Origin of the sequence: Hyphomicrobium sp. 2TAF46 (assembly GCF_052114865.1) — a bacterium.
Taxonomy (GTDB): domain Bacteria; phylum Pseudomonadota; class Alphaproteobacteria; order Rhizobiales; family Hyphomicrobiaceae; genus Hyphomicrobium_B.
Genome location: NZ_JBFRFO010000001.1, coordinates 446293 through 463710 on the forward strand (window position 1 = coordinate 446293; position 17418 = coordinate 463710).

13 protein-coding genes are annotated in these 17418 nt (G+C 60.6%); 5 read left to right on the forward strand and 8 right to left on the reverse strand.

Annotated features, from left to right (window positions below):
* Window positions 1-426: 426 nt before the first annotated feature.
* Together AB4Z24_RS02030 and AB4Z24_RS02035 are read left to right on the forward strand one after the other, a co-directional pair.
* Window positions 427-1119: an SGNH/GDSL hydrolase family protein gene (locus AB4Z24_RS02030; protein WP_441705525.1), complete on the forward strand. Its 693-nt coding sequence runs from the start codon at window positions 427-429 to the stop codon at window positions 1117-1119.
* Window positions 1116-2216 carry an acyltransferase family protein gene (locus tag AB4Z24_RS02035; protein WP_441705527.1) on the forward strand — a complete coding sequence of 367 codons (1101 nt, stop codon included), beginning with the start codon at window positions 1116-1118 and terminating at the stop codon, window positions 2214-2216. The genes AB4Z24_RS02030 and AB4Z24_RS02035 overlap by 4 nt, the downstream gene beginning before the upstream one ends.
* Window positions 2217-2446: 230 nt before the next feature.
* Here the strand turns inward: AB4Z24_RS02035 and clpB are convergent, their stop codons facing one another.
* Window positions 2447-5041: an ATP-dependent chaperone ClpB gene (gene clpB / locus AB4Z24_RS02040; protein ID WP_441705529.1), complete on the reverse strand. Its 2595-nt coding sequence runs from the start codon at window positions 5039-5041 to the stop codon at window positions 2447-2449.
* A gap of 195 nt (window positions 5042-5236) precedes the next feature.
* Between clpB and AB4Z24_RS02045 the strand changes: the two genes are divergently transcribed.
* Window positions 5237-6013 (forward strand): MOSC domain-containing protein, encoded by a 777-nt coding sequence (locus tag AB4Z24_RS02045; protein WP_441705531.1) that lies wholly within the window; start codon window positions 5237-5239, stop codon window positions 6011-6013.
* A 68-nt stretch (window positions 6014-6081) separates the two neighbouring features.
* Here AB4Z24_RS02045 and AB4Z24_RS02050 read toward each other — a convergent pair whose 3' ends face one another.
* The 6 genes from AB4Z24_RS02050 to AB4Z24_RS02075 form a co-directional block, all read right to left on the reverse strand.
* Window positions 6082-7176 (reverse strand): DUF4167 domain-containing protein, encoded by a 1095-nt coding sequence (locus AB4Z24_RS02050; protein WP_441705532.1) that lies wholly within the window; start codon window positions 7174-7176, stop codon window positions 6082-6084.
* Window positions 7177-7602: 426 nt separating this feature from the next.
* The gene (gene prmC / locus AB4Z24_RS02055) at window positions 7603-8484 is read right to left on the reverse strand and encodes a peptide chain release factor N(5)-glutamine methyltransferase (protein ID WP_441705534.1); all 882 of its coding nucleotides are present in this window, start codon (window positions 8482-8484) and stop codon (window positions 7603-7605) included.
* A 1-nt stretch (window position 8485) separates the two neighbouring features.
* Window positions 8486-9562: a peptide chain release factor 1 gene (prfA, locus tag AB4Z24_RS02060; RefSeq protein ID WP_441705536.1), complete on the reverse strand. Its 1077-nt coding sequence runs from the start codon at window positions 9560-9562 to the stop codon at window positions 8486-8488.
* Window positions 9563-9681: 119 nt separating this feature from the next.
* Window positions 9682-10521 (reverse strand): helix-turn-helix domain-containing protein, encoded by an 840-nt coding sequence (locus AB4Z24_RS02065; protein WP_441705538.1) that lies wholly within the window; start codon window positions 10519-10521, stop codon window positions 9682-9684.
* A 101-nt stretch (window positions 10522-10622) separates the two neighbouring features.
* Window positions 10623-12917 (reverse strand): phosphoenolpyruvate--protein phosphotransferase, encoded by a 2295-nt coding sequence (ptsP, locus tag AB4Z24_RS02070; protein WP_441705540.1) that lies wholly within the window; start codon window positions 12915-12917, stop codon window positions 10623-10625.
* A gap of 85 nt (window positions 12918-13002) precedes the next feature.
* Complete coding sequence (locus AB4Z24_RS02075; protein WP_441705542.1) at window positions 13003-14265, reverse strand: aspartate kinase; 1263 nt, start codon at window positions 14263-14265, stop codon at window positions 13003-13005.
* A gap of 195 nt (window positions 14266-14460) precedes the next feature.
* Between AB4Z24_RS02075 and ubiG the strand changes: the two genes are divergently transcribed.
* On the forward strand, window positions 14461-15240 hold the full coding sequence (gene ubiG, locus AB4Z24_RS02080) for a bifunctional 2-polyprenyl-6-hydroxyphenol methylase/3-demethylubiquinol 3-O-methyltransferase UbiG (protein WP_441705544.1): 780 nt from the start codon (window positions 14461-14463) through the stop codon (window positions 15238-15240).
* 75 nt (window positions 15241-15315) lie between these two features.
* Complete coding sequence (locus AB4Z24_RS02085; protein ID WP_441705546.1) at window positions 15316-15969, forward strand: rhomboid family intramembrane serine protease; 654 nt, start codon at window positions 15316-15318, stop codon at window positions 15967-15969.
* Between the two features lie 91 nt (window positions 15970-16060).
* On the opposite strand, the gene oxlT is transcribed toward AB4Z24_RS02085, so the two are convergent.
* The gene (gene oxlT, locus AB4Z24_RS02090; protein ID WP_441705548.1) at window positions 16061-17341 is read right to left on the reverse strand and encodes an oxalate/formate MFS antiporter; all 1281 of its coding nucleotides are present in this window, start codon (window positions 17339-17341) and stop codon (window positions 16061-16063) included.
* Window positions 17342-17418: the final 77 nt, after the last annotated feature.

Genomic DNA, 17418 nt, shown 5'->3' on the forward strand with positions numbered 1-17418 from the left:
AAACTCGGACGCGATTGCTCATCGCACCGCGTCCGAAAGTAAGTTAAGCCGCAGCCTTGGCCGCCCCCCACCGTCATCCCGGCGAAGGCCGGGATCCAGCCAAGCCTGAACATCCGAGATGATGAAACCTGTCTGGATGCCGACCTCCGTCGGCATGACGAAGTTGCTAGACGTGGCGAAAGATTACACAGCACACGGATGGATCCGAAATCGCTCGCAAGCGGAATCTCAGGAGCGAAAAATTTGCAAAACAACCAATTTCCCCTGCTTATTGATGGGTTAGCTGCTCTTAGAGTTTCCGAATACGGAAGCCATTAGCGAACAACATTCAATTATCGAGCGAGTAGTTGAACTTATAAATTCCAATTGACCCAACGAAAATATTCCACAATTCTTCTCGTAAGCCCTACCAAACCAATGAGTACGATGGCCAAAAAAACCTTCCTCGCCATCCGCACGGTTCTGACCCTATCCGCGGCGCTCCTTGGATTTTCTTTTGCGAAGCTCGACACTCAGCGAAGATCAATTTGTGACGATGTTCCCTGTTTAATTTTGAATGAGCGCATCACAACAATTCAAAGTCACATCGCTCAATCAGCGAACCACGTTCGGTATCTAGCCATTGGCGATAGTATAATCCAAATGGCCGATCTCCCGACCATTTGTGGTCGCATCCCGATTAACGCAGGGATCTGGGGCGCCACCTCGGGGACATTTTTGCAGCTTGCTCGACAGCTGAGCTTGCAGAGCTCTCCAGATTTCATCGTGCTCGAACTTGGAACGAACGATGGGAACGCTGGTCGGCAGGATACGTTTGGCGAGAATCTCTCTACAATTTTGCGCGACCTCAAAGCCTGGCCATTGCTGCTGGTGTCAATACCGGTGACGCCCGCCGCCCGCAACGCAGATCAAATCAACGCAGTGTTAGCTCGCCAAGGTACGTTGCTCGCACCACCGCTTCACAATCCAAAAACAGTCTCGGACGAACTTCATTTGACAGCATCTTCCTACATCCTGTGGAGACAGAACTTGATTGAAACTGCAGCCCCCCTTTGTGATCAAATTTCTTTGGATCGTTCCACAACAACCCAAAATAGCGAAGTCAAGAGCCCGAAGTGAATCGCGAAGTCAGCACATATTTGGATGCATCGAGACTTTGCGCTGCAATTTTTGTAGTCGCGGGACATGTCGAATGGTCGTTCGCGCCAGGCTTTATGCCATTTATCAGAAGCGGCCATCTCGCAACGTTGGCGGTAGGGGTCTTTTTTGTATTGAGCGGTTTTGTGATCGGCCTAACGGTCGACCAAAAGGAAAAAAGCGCGCGCAATTATTTTGTGAGCAGGGCAGCCCGAATTTATTCCGTCGTCATCCCGGCATTGATTTTAACATGGATGCTCGATGTCGCGGCGGAAGCGTTCAAACTCGATGGTTATTCTAGCCCGAGCATGGCTGTGGTTGGTAGGGAATTCGCAAAAGACATTGTAAGTCTGACGTTCATCAATGCATCATGGGGATGGTATCTGACTCCAGGCAACAACGTCCCGTTTTGGTCCCTAGGATTTGAGGTGCCCTATTACATCGTTTTTGGCCTCTGCTTTTTCGGCGGGGTGATTTCGCGACTTGTTGCGATGCTCTTTTTGCTGGTTATTGGACCAAATGTTGCGCTGCTGTTTATTCTCTGGCTTGTGGGCTTGGCCTGCTATCATGCTTCAAAGCATATATTACTGTCTCAGCTGCAGGGACGACTTGTCTTCATCTTCAGCATCTTGCTTCTTTGCCTATCTCCCTTCGCAGCTCATTTCTTTTCAGAGAATGCTCCCTTTGAGAAAGGGTTTTCTTGCCTTTTTCAGTTTTTTCTCTCCGGCATACCGTTCGCCGGAACCATCATTGGCTTTCAATTTTCAGGCCTGTCATTTGGCCGCTTGTCGCGCCCCATCACTTGGGCTGCAGGTTCCACGTTCGCGATCTATCTCTTTCATTTCCCGGTGGCCTACTTCCTGAAATCAATCGTTCCGAAAGATTGGCCGCTCAGCATTCGGTGGGTGGGAATTTTCTCCGCCGCCATCCTTATCAGCATTGTTTTGGCAATATTCACCGAGCGCAAAAAACACAGTTGGAGAATGGGAATTCTGAAATTGCTTCAGTTCGTACCGGGAGGATTTTACGGAATGGCCCGACAAGGCCGCTCTGAGAGGCAAGGAAGGATAACGCAGTGATGAAATTTGACCCAAAACCCGGGGCTGCTTTTTCCCGATCAGTAGGATTGAGTGGGCTGACGGTCGGAGTCCTTCATCACCTACCAATTTCCGCAGCCTCTAAGGCATTTGCGCGGTCGGCTTAACAATAGGTCGGAAAAAAGACTGCTCTTGCTTTAAACCAGACGATCTACCGATGCAATTTTCAGCAGCAGCGGACGCGATGCTCATCGCATCGCGTCCGAAAGTTGTTAGGCCGCCGCCTTCGCGGGCCAGCCGTTGATCGTCAGCTCGCCGTCACGGACTGATACCGGCACCGTGTCGCCATCCTTGACGCCACCCGCGAGGATCTGCTCGGCGAGCGGGTCCTGCACGTTGCGCTGAATGACGCGCTTTAACGGCCGCGCGCCGTACGCAGGATCGTAGCCGCGGTTGGCGAGCCACTGCCGCGCCTGCTCGTCGAGCTCGATTTTGATCTTGCGATCGGCCAGCAGCTTCTGCAGACGCGCGATCTGAATGTCGACGATCTTCGTCATCTCGCTCCGCTGCAGGCGGTGGAACAGGATGATGTCGTCGAGACGATTCAGGAACTCCGGCCGGAACTTCGTCCGGACTTCCGACATCACCTCTTCGCGCACCGCTTCGGTGTCTTCGCCTTCCTTCTGGTTGACGAGATATTCCGCGCCGATGTTCGAGGTCAGAATGATCAGCGTGTTCTTGAAATCGACCGTGCGGCCCTGCCCGTCCGTCAGGCGCCCGTCATCGAGCACCTGCAAGAGCACGTTGAAGACATCCGGATGCGCCTTCTCGATCTCGTCGAAGAGGATGATCTGATACGGGCGCCGCCGGACAGCTTCCGTCAGCGCTCCGCCTTCTTCGTAGCCGACGTAGCCCGGAGGCGCACCGATCAACCGCGCGACCGAGTGCTTCTCCATGTACTCCGACATGTCGAGACGGATGAGCGCCGTATCGTCGTCGAAGAGATATCCGGCGAGCGCCTTCGTCAGCTCCGTCTTGCCGACACCCGTTGGTCCGAGGAACATGAACGAGCCGATCGGCCGGTTCGGATCCTGCAACCCGGCGCGCGCACGGCGAACCGCCGTCGAAACGGCGACAACCGCTTCCTTCTGCCCGATGACGCGCTTCGAGAGAGCGTCTTCCATCTTCAGAAGCTTGTCGCGCTCGCCTTCGAGCATCTTGTCGACCGGCACGCCCGTCCAGCGCGACACCACAGCCGCGATCTGATCCGGCGTTACGGCCTCTTCGACGAGTGCGCCCTTGCCTTCTTGGCTTTCGACGCCCTGAAGCTTCTTCTCGAGTTCCGGAATCCGCCCGTAGCGAAGCTCGCCCGCGCGCGCGAGATCGCCCTTGCGCTGCGCCTGTTCCAGCGCGTTACGCAGGCTATCGAGCTCTTCCTTGATCTTTTGCGCCGACCCGAGCTTGTTCTTCTCGGCTTCCCAGCGCGCAGTCATCGCTTCCGACTTTTCCTCAAGGTCCGCGATCTGCTTTTCGATGCGACCGAGACGATCCTTCGAAGCGGCGTCGGTTTCCTTCTTCAAGGCTTCCCGTTCGATCAGAAGCTGCATCAGATCGCGATCGATCGCATCGAGTTCCTCAGGCTTGGAATCGACCTGCATCCGAAGACGCGACGACGCCTCGTCGACGAGGTCGATCGCCTTGTCGGGGAGGAAACGATCCGTGATGTAGCGGTTCGACAGCGTTGCCGCCGCGACGAGCGCGCTATCGGTGATCCGCACGCCGTGATGCAGCTCGTACTTCTCCTTCAACCCGCGCAGGATCGAGATGGTGTCTTCCACCGTCGGCTCGGAGACGAAAATCGGCTGGAAACGCCGGGCCAGCGCCGCATCCTTTTCGACGTGCTTGCGGTATTCCTCGAGCGTCGTTGCGCCGACGCAGTGCAGCTCACCGCGCGCGAGCGCGGGCTTCAACAGGTTGCCCGCATCCATCGAGCCTTCCGTCTTGCCGGCGCCGACGATGGTGTGCAGCTCGTCGATGAAGAGAATGATGTTGCCGCCCTCGGCCTCGACCTCGGAGAGCACGGCTTTCAGTCGCTCCTCGAACTCGCCGCGATATTTGGCGCCAGCGATCAGCGCGCCCATGTCGAGCGACAGCAGCCGTTTGTTCTTCAGGCTCTCGGGCACGTCACCCTTGACGATACGCAGCGCCAGGCCTTCCGCGATCGCCGTTTTACCGACGCCCGGTTCACCGATCAGAACAGGATTGTTCTTCGTGCGCCGCGACAGCACCTGAATGGTGCGGCGGATCTCTTCGTCGCGCCCGATGACGGGATCGAGCTTGCCGGTCGCAGCCGCTTCAGTGAGGTCGCGCGAGTAGCGCTTTAGCGCGTCATAGGCCTGTTCGGCCGAAGCGGTATCGGCCGTGCGTCCCTTGCGGATGTCGTTGATCGCGCCATTGAGCTTGTCCGCGGTGACCCCGGCGTTGCGCAGGATCTTTCCGGCGTCCGTCGTGTTGTCGAGCGCCAGCGCGAGCAGCAGGCGCTCGGCCGTCACGAACTTGTCGCTCGCTTTGTCGGCGAGCTTCTCAGCGGAATCGAAAAGGCGCGCCATCTCCGGCGCGACGTAGACCTGGCCCGAACCGCCGGTCACCTTCGGCTTCTTGGCAAGATCGGCTTCGACCTCGCGCAGCGCCTGGCGCGAGTCGCCGCCCGCGCGCTGAATGAGCCCGCTCGCCAGACCCTCGGGGTCGTCGAGAAGAACTTTTAAGAGATGGGCGGGGGTGACCTGCTGATTGTTTTCGCGAAGTGCCAGCGACTGGGCTGCCTGCACGAAGCCCTTGGCGCGGTCCGTGTACCGTTCAAAATTCATGTCGCGTCCTCCAGCGCATTCTCACCACCCCATAAGGCCCGGAAAGAATGCCATGCGATTTGATATTTATCATCCAGGCGCGGACAAAGACCCAATGGTAGGCATCCCCACCGCCCCGTATGATAAACGCGATATAGGAGCGGGCAGCGCCCGAAAAAGGGGCGGCTGCGGCAATTCCGAGGGAAAATTCGCGGCATGGCAAAGGTTGGTCCCGCAAGGATTGAAGCTCTTTATCGCTACCCGGTTAAGGGTTTGATGCCGGAACCTCTCGAAAGCGTTCCTTTGACCCCGCTCGCGACCCTTCCGTTTGACCGCGCCTACGCGATCGAAAATGGACCCGGCCCGTTCGATCCCGCAAACCCGCGCTATCTCTCAAAGATCCACTTCGTCATGCTGATGAAGAACGAGGAACTCGCAACGCTGCGCACCGAGTTCGACGACACGACGTCCACGCTCGTTATCGCCAAGGCTGGCGTCGAGATCGCCCGGGGCGACCTCCGCACCGAAGATGGCCGCCGCCGGATCGAAGACGCGATAGCGCGCGTCGTAACCTCCGGCCTTCGCGGCAGGCCGCGGATCGTTTCGAGCCCCGGCCATAGCTTTTCCGATGTCGCCGCCAAGTGCGTGCACATCGTCAATGATGAAAGCGTCCAGGCACTCGGCACGATGCTCGGAGCCAAGGTCGATACCCGGCGCTTCCGCCCCAATCTCGTGGTGGGCGGACTGAAGCCCTGGAGCGAACTCGATCTTGTCGGCAAGAAGATCCGCGTCGGCGGCAGCACCGTGCTGCAAGTCTTCAAGCGCACCGAGCGTTGCGCCGCGACCAATGTCGATCCGGATACCGGCGTTCGCGATTTGAAAATCCCGTCGTTTCTGTCGAAGACGCTCGGCCACTGCGATTTCGGTGTCTACGCCCGCGTCATTGACGGCGGCAGCGCCCAACTCGGCGACACCTTCGAAATCGTGGATTGAGGCCTGAAATAATTTCGCCGACCACGGAGACCGTGACCGGCGAAAAATGCACGCGCTGATATTCGCGCTTATTCCTGGTCTTCGTTCGCGGCGGCCGGCGGTGCGGCCGGAGCCTCGGCAGGCTCCTCACGACGGGGACGGCGAACCGGCCGGCGAAGGAATGCCGGTTGTTCCTGCTCGATAGAAGCCGGAGCGGCCGCTGGCTGCGCCTGACGTTCTGCGCGCTCAGGGCGCTCCGCACGTTCTGGACGCTCTACACGCTCCGGACGTTCTGCTCGTTCCGGACGCTCTGCTCGTTCCGCGCGTTCTACCCGCTCTGGCCGCTCGGAGCGTTCTGCGCGCTCCGCCACGGGCGCGCCGATGTTCGGCTGCTGGAAGCCGCCGCCAGGCGCTTCGCGGTCGCCACCATGACCATTGCCATTCGGCGGCTGATAACGTTCGCGCCGGCGGAAACCGCCTTCGCCCTGATTGCCGTCGCCGCCATGGGGGCGACGGTCGTCGCGGTAGCGGTCGCCGCCGCCCTGTCCGTTGCGCTCATAGCGATCACCACGGTCGCCCCGGAAATCCTGACGGTCGCCACGGTCCCCGCGATCGCCCCGATCGAACCGCTGCTGGTCGCCGCGATCGCGATCATTGCGGTTGTTGTTGAAGCGCTCGTGGCGCGGCGGCCGGTTGTCGTAGCGGTTCTGATTGTCGAAGTTCCGCGGCTGCTGCTGTTGCTGCGAGAAAGGCTGCTGCGCGTCCGGCTGTGCGCCGCCACCCTGACCAAGCTGCGGCTGTGCGCCGAACTCGTCACCGTCCTCGTCGCCGAAGTCCTCGCTATCCGAACCCTCGGGCCCGGCAAGCGAATGCGTCCGCGCGGCACCGTTGCCCATGGGGTCAACGCCGCCCTGCTGCGCCATCTGCTCGCGATAACCGAGAATGATGCGGTTGTAGTGCTCAGCGTGCTGAAGATAATTCTCTGCCAGCACGGGATCGCCAGACGACAGCGCGTCACGCGCCAAGGTTATGTACTTCTCGGCGATGTGCGAGGGCGTGCCGCGAATTTTCACATCCGGCCCCGAGCTCTCGAAACTGCGCATCAGGGGATTTTGCGATTTACGGTTATTGTTATTGTTGTTGTTTCGACCGCGACCGCGACGGTTCTGTTGACCTTGCCTCATGGGCTCCCGTTCATGCTTGTTGATACGTTGCCAACGGCGCACGCTAATCTGTATGCGGCGCCATGGATCCTCCGATCCAATTCAATAAGTCGATTCTAAAGTCACCACTGCCCCACGGACCGCAGTCCCGGCTCTTGCCCCACTGCCTCGGGCAAAATCGCAGTAATCCCGTTCATCAACCCTGCAAAAGATACTAGAGCCGTCCTCAAAGGAGCTTTGTCAGCACACGCGCCGAGGAAAGAAGCCCGACACTCGCCACTCAACGGACTAACGGGTCCGAGAACGTTTGCGCTGATGATCTGAGATGGGAAGGCCGGGCTAATCGCCGCTTTAAGCGGTACGTCTGCTCCGGGCGCATCCGATCAAACTCTTCACCCCGATACTACCCCGGAAACAAGTTTCCGCAAATAGAAATGATCGGTTAGGTTAGAGATGTATCTCCATTGCAACAGCGCGGGTATGCCCGCCAAGGTCGAGGCGCCGCGCCAACGGCTGAGCCCCGGCGGCCGCAAATATCCCTTCCACGGCTTCCGCCTGGGTCGATCCGACCTCAAGGACGATCCTCAAGGGCCGCAGCAATTCCAAGGTGTTACGGGCGATCTCGCGGTAGACGTCCAGGCCATCGGTCCCGCCATCGAGGGCGAGACGGGGATCGTAGTCCTTCACTTCCCGGTCGAGACCGGCGATCTCGTCTCCCCGTATGTAGGGAGGATTTGAAACAACGAGGTCGAATGTGTTGCCACAGCCGGAGAGACCAGATGTCGCAACGAACCGGACGCGGTCCGCAACGCCCAGGTTTTCGGCATTCCGGCGGGCGACTTCGAGCGCAGCCGGACTGACGTCGGTCGCGACCGCGGTCGCATTTGGAAGCTCGGCAAGCAACGTGCAGATGAGAATTCCCGAGCCCGTCCCGATGTCGGCAATTGTGAGGGCTCGCCCCGAAAGTCCGCTCGACTTTAAGACCTCGAGCGCTAGTTCGACGACGGCCTCGGTGTCGGGTCTCGGATCGAGAACGTCGGGCGTGACGATGAACTCGCGTCCGTAGAATTCGCGGCGTCCGAGAATGCGGGAAACGGGCTCGTGCGCGAGCCGGCGATTGGCCCCTGCGCTGACGATCGCCGCCGCGTCCCCGAGCGGCCGCGTCGACGCCGACAGGAGTTGCGCCCCGTCGATCCTGAGCAGCCCCTGCAGCAGAAAACGGGCATCGCGCTGCGGGCTGTCCAATCCTTCGCGGGTGAACACCTTGGTCATTGCAGCCAAGGCCTCCGCGAGGCTTTGCTCGGGCCTCAAATGCAAGAGCGGCGGCATCTTACGCCGCGCTCAGTTCCGCGAGCATCGTCGCCTGATGATCGGTGATGAGCGCATCGATCAGCGGATCGAGGGCGCCGGCAATGACTTCGTCGAGATTGTAGAGCGTCAGGTTGATCCGATGATCGGTGACCCGGCCCTGAGGAAAATTATAGGTCCTGATCCGCTGCGAGCGATCACCCGAGCCGACCTGCGATTTCCGCGCATCGGATCGCTCGTTCGCGGCCTTCTCGCGCTCCATTTCATAAACGCGCGCCTTCAGGACGTTCATCGCCAGGCGACGATTTTGATGCTGCGATTTCTCGGCCGACACGACGACAATGCCGGTCGGCAAATGCGTGATGCGGACGGCACTTTCCGTCTTGTTGACGTGCTGGCCGCCGGCGCCGCCTGCCCGCATCGTATCGATGCGGATGTCTTCGGGCTTGATGTCGATGTCGATGTCTTCCGCTTCCGGCATGATCGCGACCGTTGCGGCGGAGGTGTGAATGCGCCCGCTCGCTTCCGTCGCCGGAACCCGCTGCACGCGATGCACGCCGGACTCGAACTTCATCCGCGCGAACACGCCCTGCCCCGTGATCGAGGCAATGATTTCCTTGTAGCCGCCGAGATCGTTCTCGGACGCTGAAATGACTTCCGTCTTCCAGCCCTTGAGATCGGCGTAGCGCGTATACATGCGGAAGAGATCCGCCGCGAACAGCGCCGCTTCGTCGCCGCCGGTCCCGGCCCGGACTTCGAGGATCGCGCTTTTCTCGTCCGCCGCGTCTTTCGGCAGGAGCGCGATGCGAAGCTGCTGTTCGAGACCCGTGATGCGTTCCGCGAGCTCCGCGCGCTCGGCATAGGCAAGGTCGACCATATCCTTGTCGGCGCCCGGATCGCGTATCAGCTGCTCGAGATCTTTGTTTTCCGCCTCGGCTTTGCGCAGCGCATCGATCTGCGCCACGACCGGGCTTAGCTCCGAATATTCCTTGGTGAGCTTCACGTAGTCGGCTTGCGACACGCCGTGGTTCAGCTGATCCTGAATGGCGACCCAGCGCTCGGAAAGTCGGTCAAGTTTTTCACGCGGCAGTGCTGACATGTGTCCGATGAATTTCGCCGGCGGGGGGCGCCGGTGGTTTTGCCAAATGGGTTGATTGCTGGCCGCGAACGAACCGCGGAGCGTCTGCGCGCCAAGGTCGGGCAGCAGATCGTGCGTATCTAATACGAACCGCCGCTGATCCGCAATTTGTCCCCCCGCCGCGACCGGGGGTCATCGACTTCGATATATCTGAGACCGTCGCGGACAGGGCCGTAATGCTCCTGGAAATAGCTGCTGACCCAGCGCACGGCTGACCCGAACGGCCGCGAGACGGTCTCGAAAATGGACGAATGCATCATCAGCAAGAGGAGGCCGAGCGGCAGCGACAGGGCGTAAAGCGCGCGCTGTGGCCGCTGACGGACCTGATTGAGCGCCTCTTGCGGCAGCCGCCGGGCTCCGTTTGCGATTGCGGACCCGGCGCGCATGAAGTTCCCCGCCGCCTGGATTCTCGCGGGCCGGACGGGTTGCGGGCGCTCACGCTGGCCAGCCTGCGCAACCGGCCGTGGTTGAAACGGCTGCGCCTGCGGAAATGGCTGTTGCGGCTGATATTGCGGCTGGGCGTGCTGTTGCAGGCGCTCGGTGATCGTTGGCTGCCTCGGCGCCGCTGCGACGCTCGAAAAATACGCAATCAGGCTTCCGATCGCATTAAGTGCCGGGCGGCCGTTGACGCCCGCCATCGACGTATAGGTCATCACGATCGCGGAGGTGTCCTGCCACTCCGGCAAATGCTCGACGTAACCCGTTTCCAGCGCTTCGATAACTTCCGGGCGGACCTGAAGATATTCCGCCGCCTGCGGCAGGGTCAGCCGCAGCGTCCGTCTGAGATCGATGAAGAATTGCCCGATGAGGGCCCGGCTTTCGGCAATTTGCGAATGTTGGGCGGAATCCACGCGCGCCGAGACCGGGCGCGCACGCTCATAACCTCCGACCGGAACGGTCTCACCAAAGCCGCGACGCATACAACACCCGGCAACACGCGCCGGCCCCCAAATGTTAAGTATACTCTTGGCTAAAAATCCTTGTTTGTCAAAGGCCGCTCGCAAAAATCCGTCGGCAATCGCTAACCGTCGATCGCAACGCGTTCCTTTTCGGCGAATTGCTGCAAGGACATGCGGACGTCTTTCGCACCCTCTTTCAAAAGTTCGTCGATAAAGGCCGCCACCTTCCCGGCATCGAGCGACAGCACCATCGACTTGATCGGACCGATGGATGCCGGCGCCATAGACAGCGATCGGAAGCCGAGCGCGATGAGCGTCATCGCTTCGAGAGGGCTGCCCGCCATCTCGCCGCAAATCGTCACCGGCACGCCATAGCGATCGGCTGTCGTAATGAGCGTCCGGAGCGCCCTGAGCGGCGCCGGCGCCAGCACGTCGAAGCGGCTCGCGACCCGTGCGTTCGTGCGGTCGGAAGCAAACAGGAACTGCATCAGATCGTTCGAGCCGACCGACACGAAATCGACCCGCGACAGAAAGGCGTCGAGTTCGAAGAGCAGCGCCGGAACCTCGAACATGGCACCGACGAGCACGGTCTCGGGGAGCGGGTGTCCATGCTCGGTCAGGAACGCTCTTTCCCGCTCGATCAGCGCCCGGATCGCGCCGAGTTCGTAGCTCGCGGACACCATCGGGATCATGACGCGGAGCTCGCGGCCCGCCGCCGCCTTGAGCAACGCGCGGATTTGCAGCCGGAACAGCTCGGGCCGGTCGAGTGCCATCCGGATCGCCCGCCAGCCCATAGCCGGATTTTCCTCCTTCGGCTGCCGGAGATACGGAAGAACCTTGTCGCCGCCGATGTCGAGCGTACGGAATACGACGGGCTTGCCGCCCGCTTCCTCGATCACGGAGCGGTAGAGCTGTGTCTGCCGGTCGAGACGAGGAAACGCCTCCGACAGCATGAACTGCAATTCGGTCCGGTAGAGCCCGATGCCGTCGGCGCCCGACTCATCGAGATGGGGCAGGTCGACCAGAAGGCCGGCATTCATCATCATGGCGATCGGAACGCCGTCCTTTGTGATCGCCGGACGATCGCGCAGCGACTGATAGCGCTTCTGCCGCCGCGCGCGGAAACGCACTTTATCGGAATAGGCCGCAATGAGTTCGCCCGTGGGCCGGAGATGAACCTCGCCGGTGACCGCATCGACGATGGCCGCGTCTCCCGCGGAAACCCGGTCGACGATGCCGCTCGCTTGCCCGATCGCGGCAATGCCGAGCGCCTTCGCGACAACCGCGACATGGCTCTGGCTCGAACCGTCCTCGACGACGAGACCACGCAACCGGCTCCGGTCGTAATCGAGAAGCTCCGCAGGCCCCATCGTCCGCGCGACAAGGATCGCATCGGGCGGCAGGCCGCCGTCGTCTTCCGAGCTCTTCAGCCGTCCCGAGAGCACGCGCAGCAGCCGGTCGGAGAGATCGTCGAGATCGCGCTGCCGCTCGCGCCAATACGCGTCGTGCTGGCGCAGCATGCGCGTGCGCATGGCGTTTTGCACGCGCTCGACGGCCGCCTCCGCCGTCAGCCCGCCTTCGACGGCCTCCCGCAAGCGCCGATGCCAGCCCTTGTCGTGCGCGAACATGCGATAGGCTTCGAGCACATCGCGATGCTCGCCGACGCTCGACAGATGCTCGTGCTCGAACATTTCGTCGATATTTTTTTGCAGTTTTTCGAGAGCGAGATCGAGACGCTCGAGTTCGATCGCGGGGTTTTCCGCCATCAGCTGCGTAACGACGATGCGCGGCTCGTGCAGCACCACGTGGCCGAGCGCGATGCCGTCCGAAAGCGGTTCGCCCTCGATCAGGCCCGGCTGCGAGCGCGAAGCTTCAATGGCGGCGACAGTGCCGGCGACGGCGCCTGAAATGAGGTTTTCTGCAATGACCATGGCGGTCGCCTGCAGAACCTCGACGTCCTCGTCCGAATATTCGCGAGGCGTCCGGTTCTGAATGACGAGCACGCCGAGAACCTGCCCCGAACGCGAGATCGGCACGGCGAGCAGCGAGTGGTAAATCTCTTCGCCCGTTTCCGGCCGGTAGGAGAACGCGGGATGGTTCGAAGCTTCGGGCTCGTTGACGGTCGTACCGAGCTCAGATGCCCGCCCGACAAGACCCTCGCCGCGCTTCAGCCGGGTTGTATGGACCGAATCGGGATTAAGGCCTTCCGACGCGAAAAGCTCGAGCGAGCCGTCCTGACGCTTGAGATAGATCGAGCAGACCTCGGCGACCATCACGCCCGCGATCTGCCGCACGATGCGGTCGAGCTTGTCCTGGCCTTCGCCGCCGTCGGACATGATCTCGCGCAAATGGCGCATGATCACCCGGAGCGAGGTTTCGCTCGGTAGGGGTCTCGGATCGTCGCGCCGCGCTATCATGACCTTCCTGCCAGCCGTCCCGCGGCAAACCTGCCGCAGATTGTTTCATATCCGCAAAAGGACGGGGCTTGGAAGGGCGCCCCGCCTAATCGTTGTCGAGCCCGTAGGCTGAATGCAACGCACGCACCGCAAGCTCCGCATACGCCGCTTCGATCAACACGCTGACTTTGATCTCGGACGTCGAGATGGCGTGAATGTTGATACCTTTTTCCGCGAGCGTCTTGAACATTTGCGACGCGACGCCTGCGTGGCTGCGCATTCCGACGCCGATGACGGAAATTTTCACCACGTCAGCGGAGCTCTTGATGTCGAAATGGCCGATGTCCGCCTTGGCTTTCTTCAAGACGTCGAGCGCACGCGGCAGTTCGGCCGCCTGCACCGTAAAGGTCATGTCCGTATGTTTGCCGTCCGCGCCGACGTTCTGGACGATCATGTCGACGTTGATGTTCGCGTCCGCGAGCGGCCCGAAAATCCGCGCCGCGATGCCCGGCTTATCGTCCACCTTGAGCAGGGTAACCTTGGCCTCGTCCTTGGCGTAGGCAATGCCGCTCACGACTTGCTGTTCCACGATCTCATCCTCGTCGCATACGATAGTTCCGATGTCTTCGATATTGTCCGGGCTGAAAGCCTTCATGCCGTCAGGCGCGACAAAGCTCGAAAGGACACGCGTTTTGACCTTGTAGACCATAGCAAGCTCAACGGAGCGGGTTTGCAAAACCTTCGATCCGAGCGACGCCATCTCGAGCATTTCTTCATACGAGATCTTGGCGAGGCGCTTCGCTTTCGCAACGATGCGCGGGTCGGTCGTATAAACGCCGTCCACATCGGTATAGATGTCGCATACGTCGGCTTCGAGCGCGACCGCAATTGCAACGGCGCTCGTATCCGAGCCGCCGCGGCCGAGCGTCGAGATGCGATTCTCGCGCGGCTCTATTCCCTGAAATCCGGTGACGACGGCGATTTCGCCGCCCACAATCGACTTTTTGATCTGGTCGCCCGGGATATCGATGATTCGGGCCGAGCCGTGCGCCGCACTCGTTTTGACGGGCACCTGCCAGCCGCTCCAGGAACGCGCGCGAAGACCCATCGCCTGCAGCGTGATCGCAAGAAGACCGGCCGTCACTTGCTCGCCGGTTGCGACGACGGCGTCGTATTCCCGCGCATCGTGCAAGGGGGAAGCCTCTTTGACCCAGGAAACGAGCTGGTTCGTCACCCCCGCCATGGCCGAGACCACGACGGCGACCTTATTGCCGGCGTCGACCTCGCGCTTGACGTGCCGCGCGACGTTGTGGATGCGCTCGATATTGGCGACAGAGGTCCCGCCAAATTTCATGACTACCGTCGCCATCGGCGAAGTGCTTTCCTTGAGCAAACCCGCTCGGACCCGAACCGGGCCAAACGCGTATTAATATTTGGATTGAGTCCGGCGCTTCTTAGCGGCTCACGCGCCCCCCTGCAACTGCCCACCGCCAGGCGGCGACGCACAACCGCTTGACAATGCAGGCGCCCGGCTGACGAGTAGCGCCGAAGACCGGAGAAGAGAATGATCGCACCGCAAAAATCGGGACCGGAATCGGGGACTGGCGACCGGACGCTCGACAGCGAAGAAGTCGAGCGGTTTTCCCGTCTCGCCTCCGAATGGTGGGACCCGCGAGGCAAGTTTCGCCCCCTTCACCAGATCGGCCCTCCGCGCCTCTCGTTCATCCGTGATGCCGCCGTGAAACACTTCGGCCGCGACGCCAAGACCCTGCACCCGCTTTCGGGACTGACCGCCGTCGATATCGGCTGCGGCGGCGGCCTCGTTGCCGAGCCGTTGGCGCGCATGGGCGCGACCGTAACGGCCATCGATCCTTCGGAGCGCAATATCGCAATCGCAAAATCGCACGCCGAATCCCAGGACCTCACCATCGATTATCGTGCCACCCGCGTCGAGGATCTCGTCGCCGGAGGCCGTTCGTTCGACATTGTCGCCTGCCTCGAAGTCGTCGAGCACGTCCCCGACCCCGCGAAGTTCATTGCCGAGTGCGCATCCCTGGTCGCGCCCGGCGGCCTCGCCGTATTCTCCACGCTGAACCGGACCCTCAAGGCCTGGGCGCTCGCCATCGTCGGAGCCGAGTACGTACTCGGCTGGCTGCCGCGCGGCACGCATCAATGGGACCGCTTCATCACGCCGGAAGAGCTTCGCCGTTATGCCGAGGCTGCCGGCTTGGCTGACGCGCACCTCGAAGGCATCACCTATAATCCGTTGCAGGACGTATGGTCTCGAAATCCCGATACCAGCGTCAATTACCTGCTATCGGCTCGAAAACCGCGACCGGCCTGATCGATTGGGGACGGGGGACGGACACATCACGGCATTAACAAGAACGGACGGAGCGACGCGAGGGGAGCGACAGCAATGTTTCCGATTGGTGACGACGATTCCGAAGTAACCTCTGTTCCGATTGTCACGTACGCACTGATCGCAGCCAACGTCCTTTTCTTCCTTGTCGAACTCAACGCCGGCGACGAATTCGTCCAGAACTGGGCGTTCATCCCGAGCCACTTCAGTCAGAGCCCGGCAACCGAATGGCCGACGATCTTCACCGCCATGTTCATGCACGGCGGCTGGATGCATCTCTTCGGCAACATGCTCTATCTCTACATCTTCGGCGATAACGTCGAAGACAACTTCGGCCACGTAAAATACCTCGTCTTTTATCTCGTCGCGGGAATTGCAGCGACCTTCGCGCAGTACGTCTTCAATGAAGGCTCGAGCATCCCGAACGTCGGCGCCTCCGGCGCCATCGCCGGCGTGCTCGGCGCCTACATTCTGATGTTCCCGCAATCGCGCGTCGACGTGTTCGTCGTTCGCCAGGTCATCTCGATGCCGGCGATTGTCGTCATCGGCTTCTGGATCGTCCTGCAGCTGTTCAGCGGCGTCGGCTCCATCGCCAACACCGGAGCCGATGTCGGCGGCGTCGCCTACATGGCGCACGTCGGCGGCTTTGCAGCGGGCTTCGTGATCGCATTGCTGTTCGGACGACGCAGCGGCCCATCCGCGAGCGCATAATGGGTCGCCGTTGCACGAAAAAGAAAACGAGCTGGAACCGGGTTCCAGCTCGTTTCTGATCTCTAGAAGACTTGCTACGCGCGAGGCTGCGTCACTGGTTCTTCAGCATGGCCCGTTGCCGCAGCGGCCGGAGCACGAGGATCGCGAGAAGAGCGGCCAGGATGTTCATCGCCGCCGCTGTGTAGAACACCGCGTGCCAGTTCCCTGTCGTCTTCGTCAGGATGCTCGAGAACGGCACAAGCAGTGCCGCCGTGCCCTTCGCCGTGTAGAGAAGACCAGCATTCGTCGTCGCGAATTTCGAGCCGAACGTATCGCCGCACGTCGCCGGGAAGAGACTGTAGATTTCGCCCCACGCGAAGAACACGAGACCCGTCAGCAGCACGAACAGGAATGGATCGTGCCCGAAGTGTCCGAGTGCGAGAATGCCGAGGCCTTCGATGCCGAAGGCGATGAACATCGTCGTCTCGCGGCCGATCTTGTCAGAGACCCAGCCGAAGAACGGCCGCGTCACGCCATTGAGAACCCGATCGAGCGAGAGCGCGAACGTCAGCGCCGGCAGCGTAATGCCGAGCAGCGAAACCGGCACGTCCGCAACCTTGAAATCTTTCGCGATGGGCGCGAGCTGCGCCGTGGCCATCAGGCCGCCGGCAGCCATCATCACGAACATCAGATACATGATCCAGAAGATCGGAGACTTGAGCATCTCGACCGGCGTGAACGACCGCCGCGACGTGACCAGCGAAGTCGACTGCACGCTATGCGCCTCTTTCGGCGGCGCCCTGAGAACGAACGATGCAATGATGATGACCACCGATTGCAAGATTCCGAAATAAAGAAATGCAGCCTCATATCCCTCCGCGGCAATGACCTTCGAAATGGGAATGATCGTAAGTGCCGACCCCATTCCAAAACCCGCAGCCGTCACCCCTGCGGCAAAGCCGCGCCGGTCGGGAAACCATTTGAGCGCATTGCCGACGCACGTGCCGTAGACCGCGCCAGCGCCAACACCGCCGATCGCCTGTGCGACATAGAGCATCGCGAGCGAGTCCGCGTAGGAATTCATCACCCACGCGATGCCGACGAGAATGCCTCCGAACAGCACCAGCGGCCGCGGCCCGAACTTGTCTTCGAGATAGCCTTCGAACGGAATAAGCCACGTCTCCGTCAGCACAAAAATGGTGAACGCCCATTGGATGGCGGCCATTTCCCAGCCGAACTTGGTGGCCATGGGATTGACGAACAGTGTCCAACCGTATTGCAGGTTGGCGATCATCGTCATGCACAGCACGCCAAGAATCAGCTGCAGCCAGCGATTCGTGTTTTGCGCAGCAAAGCTGGAAGCCGGAGCGCTGGACTCCGCTTGAACAGTCATCGGGACGTCCCCCTCGGGCTTGTAATTTTTTTTCATTTCGCACTAAAAGCGCCTCACACATAAATCTTGAAAAATTA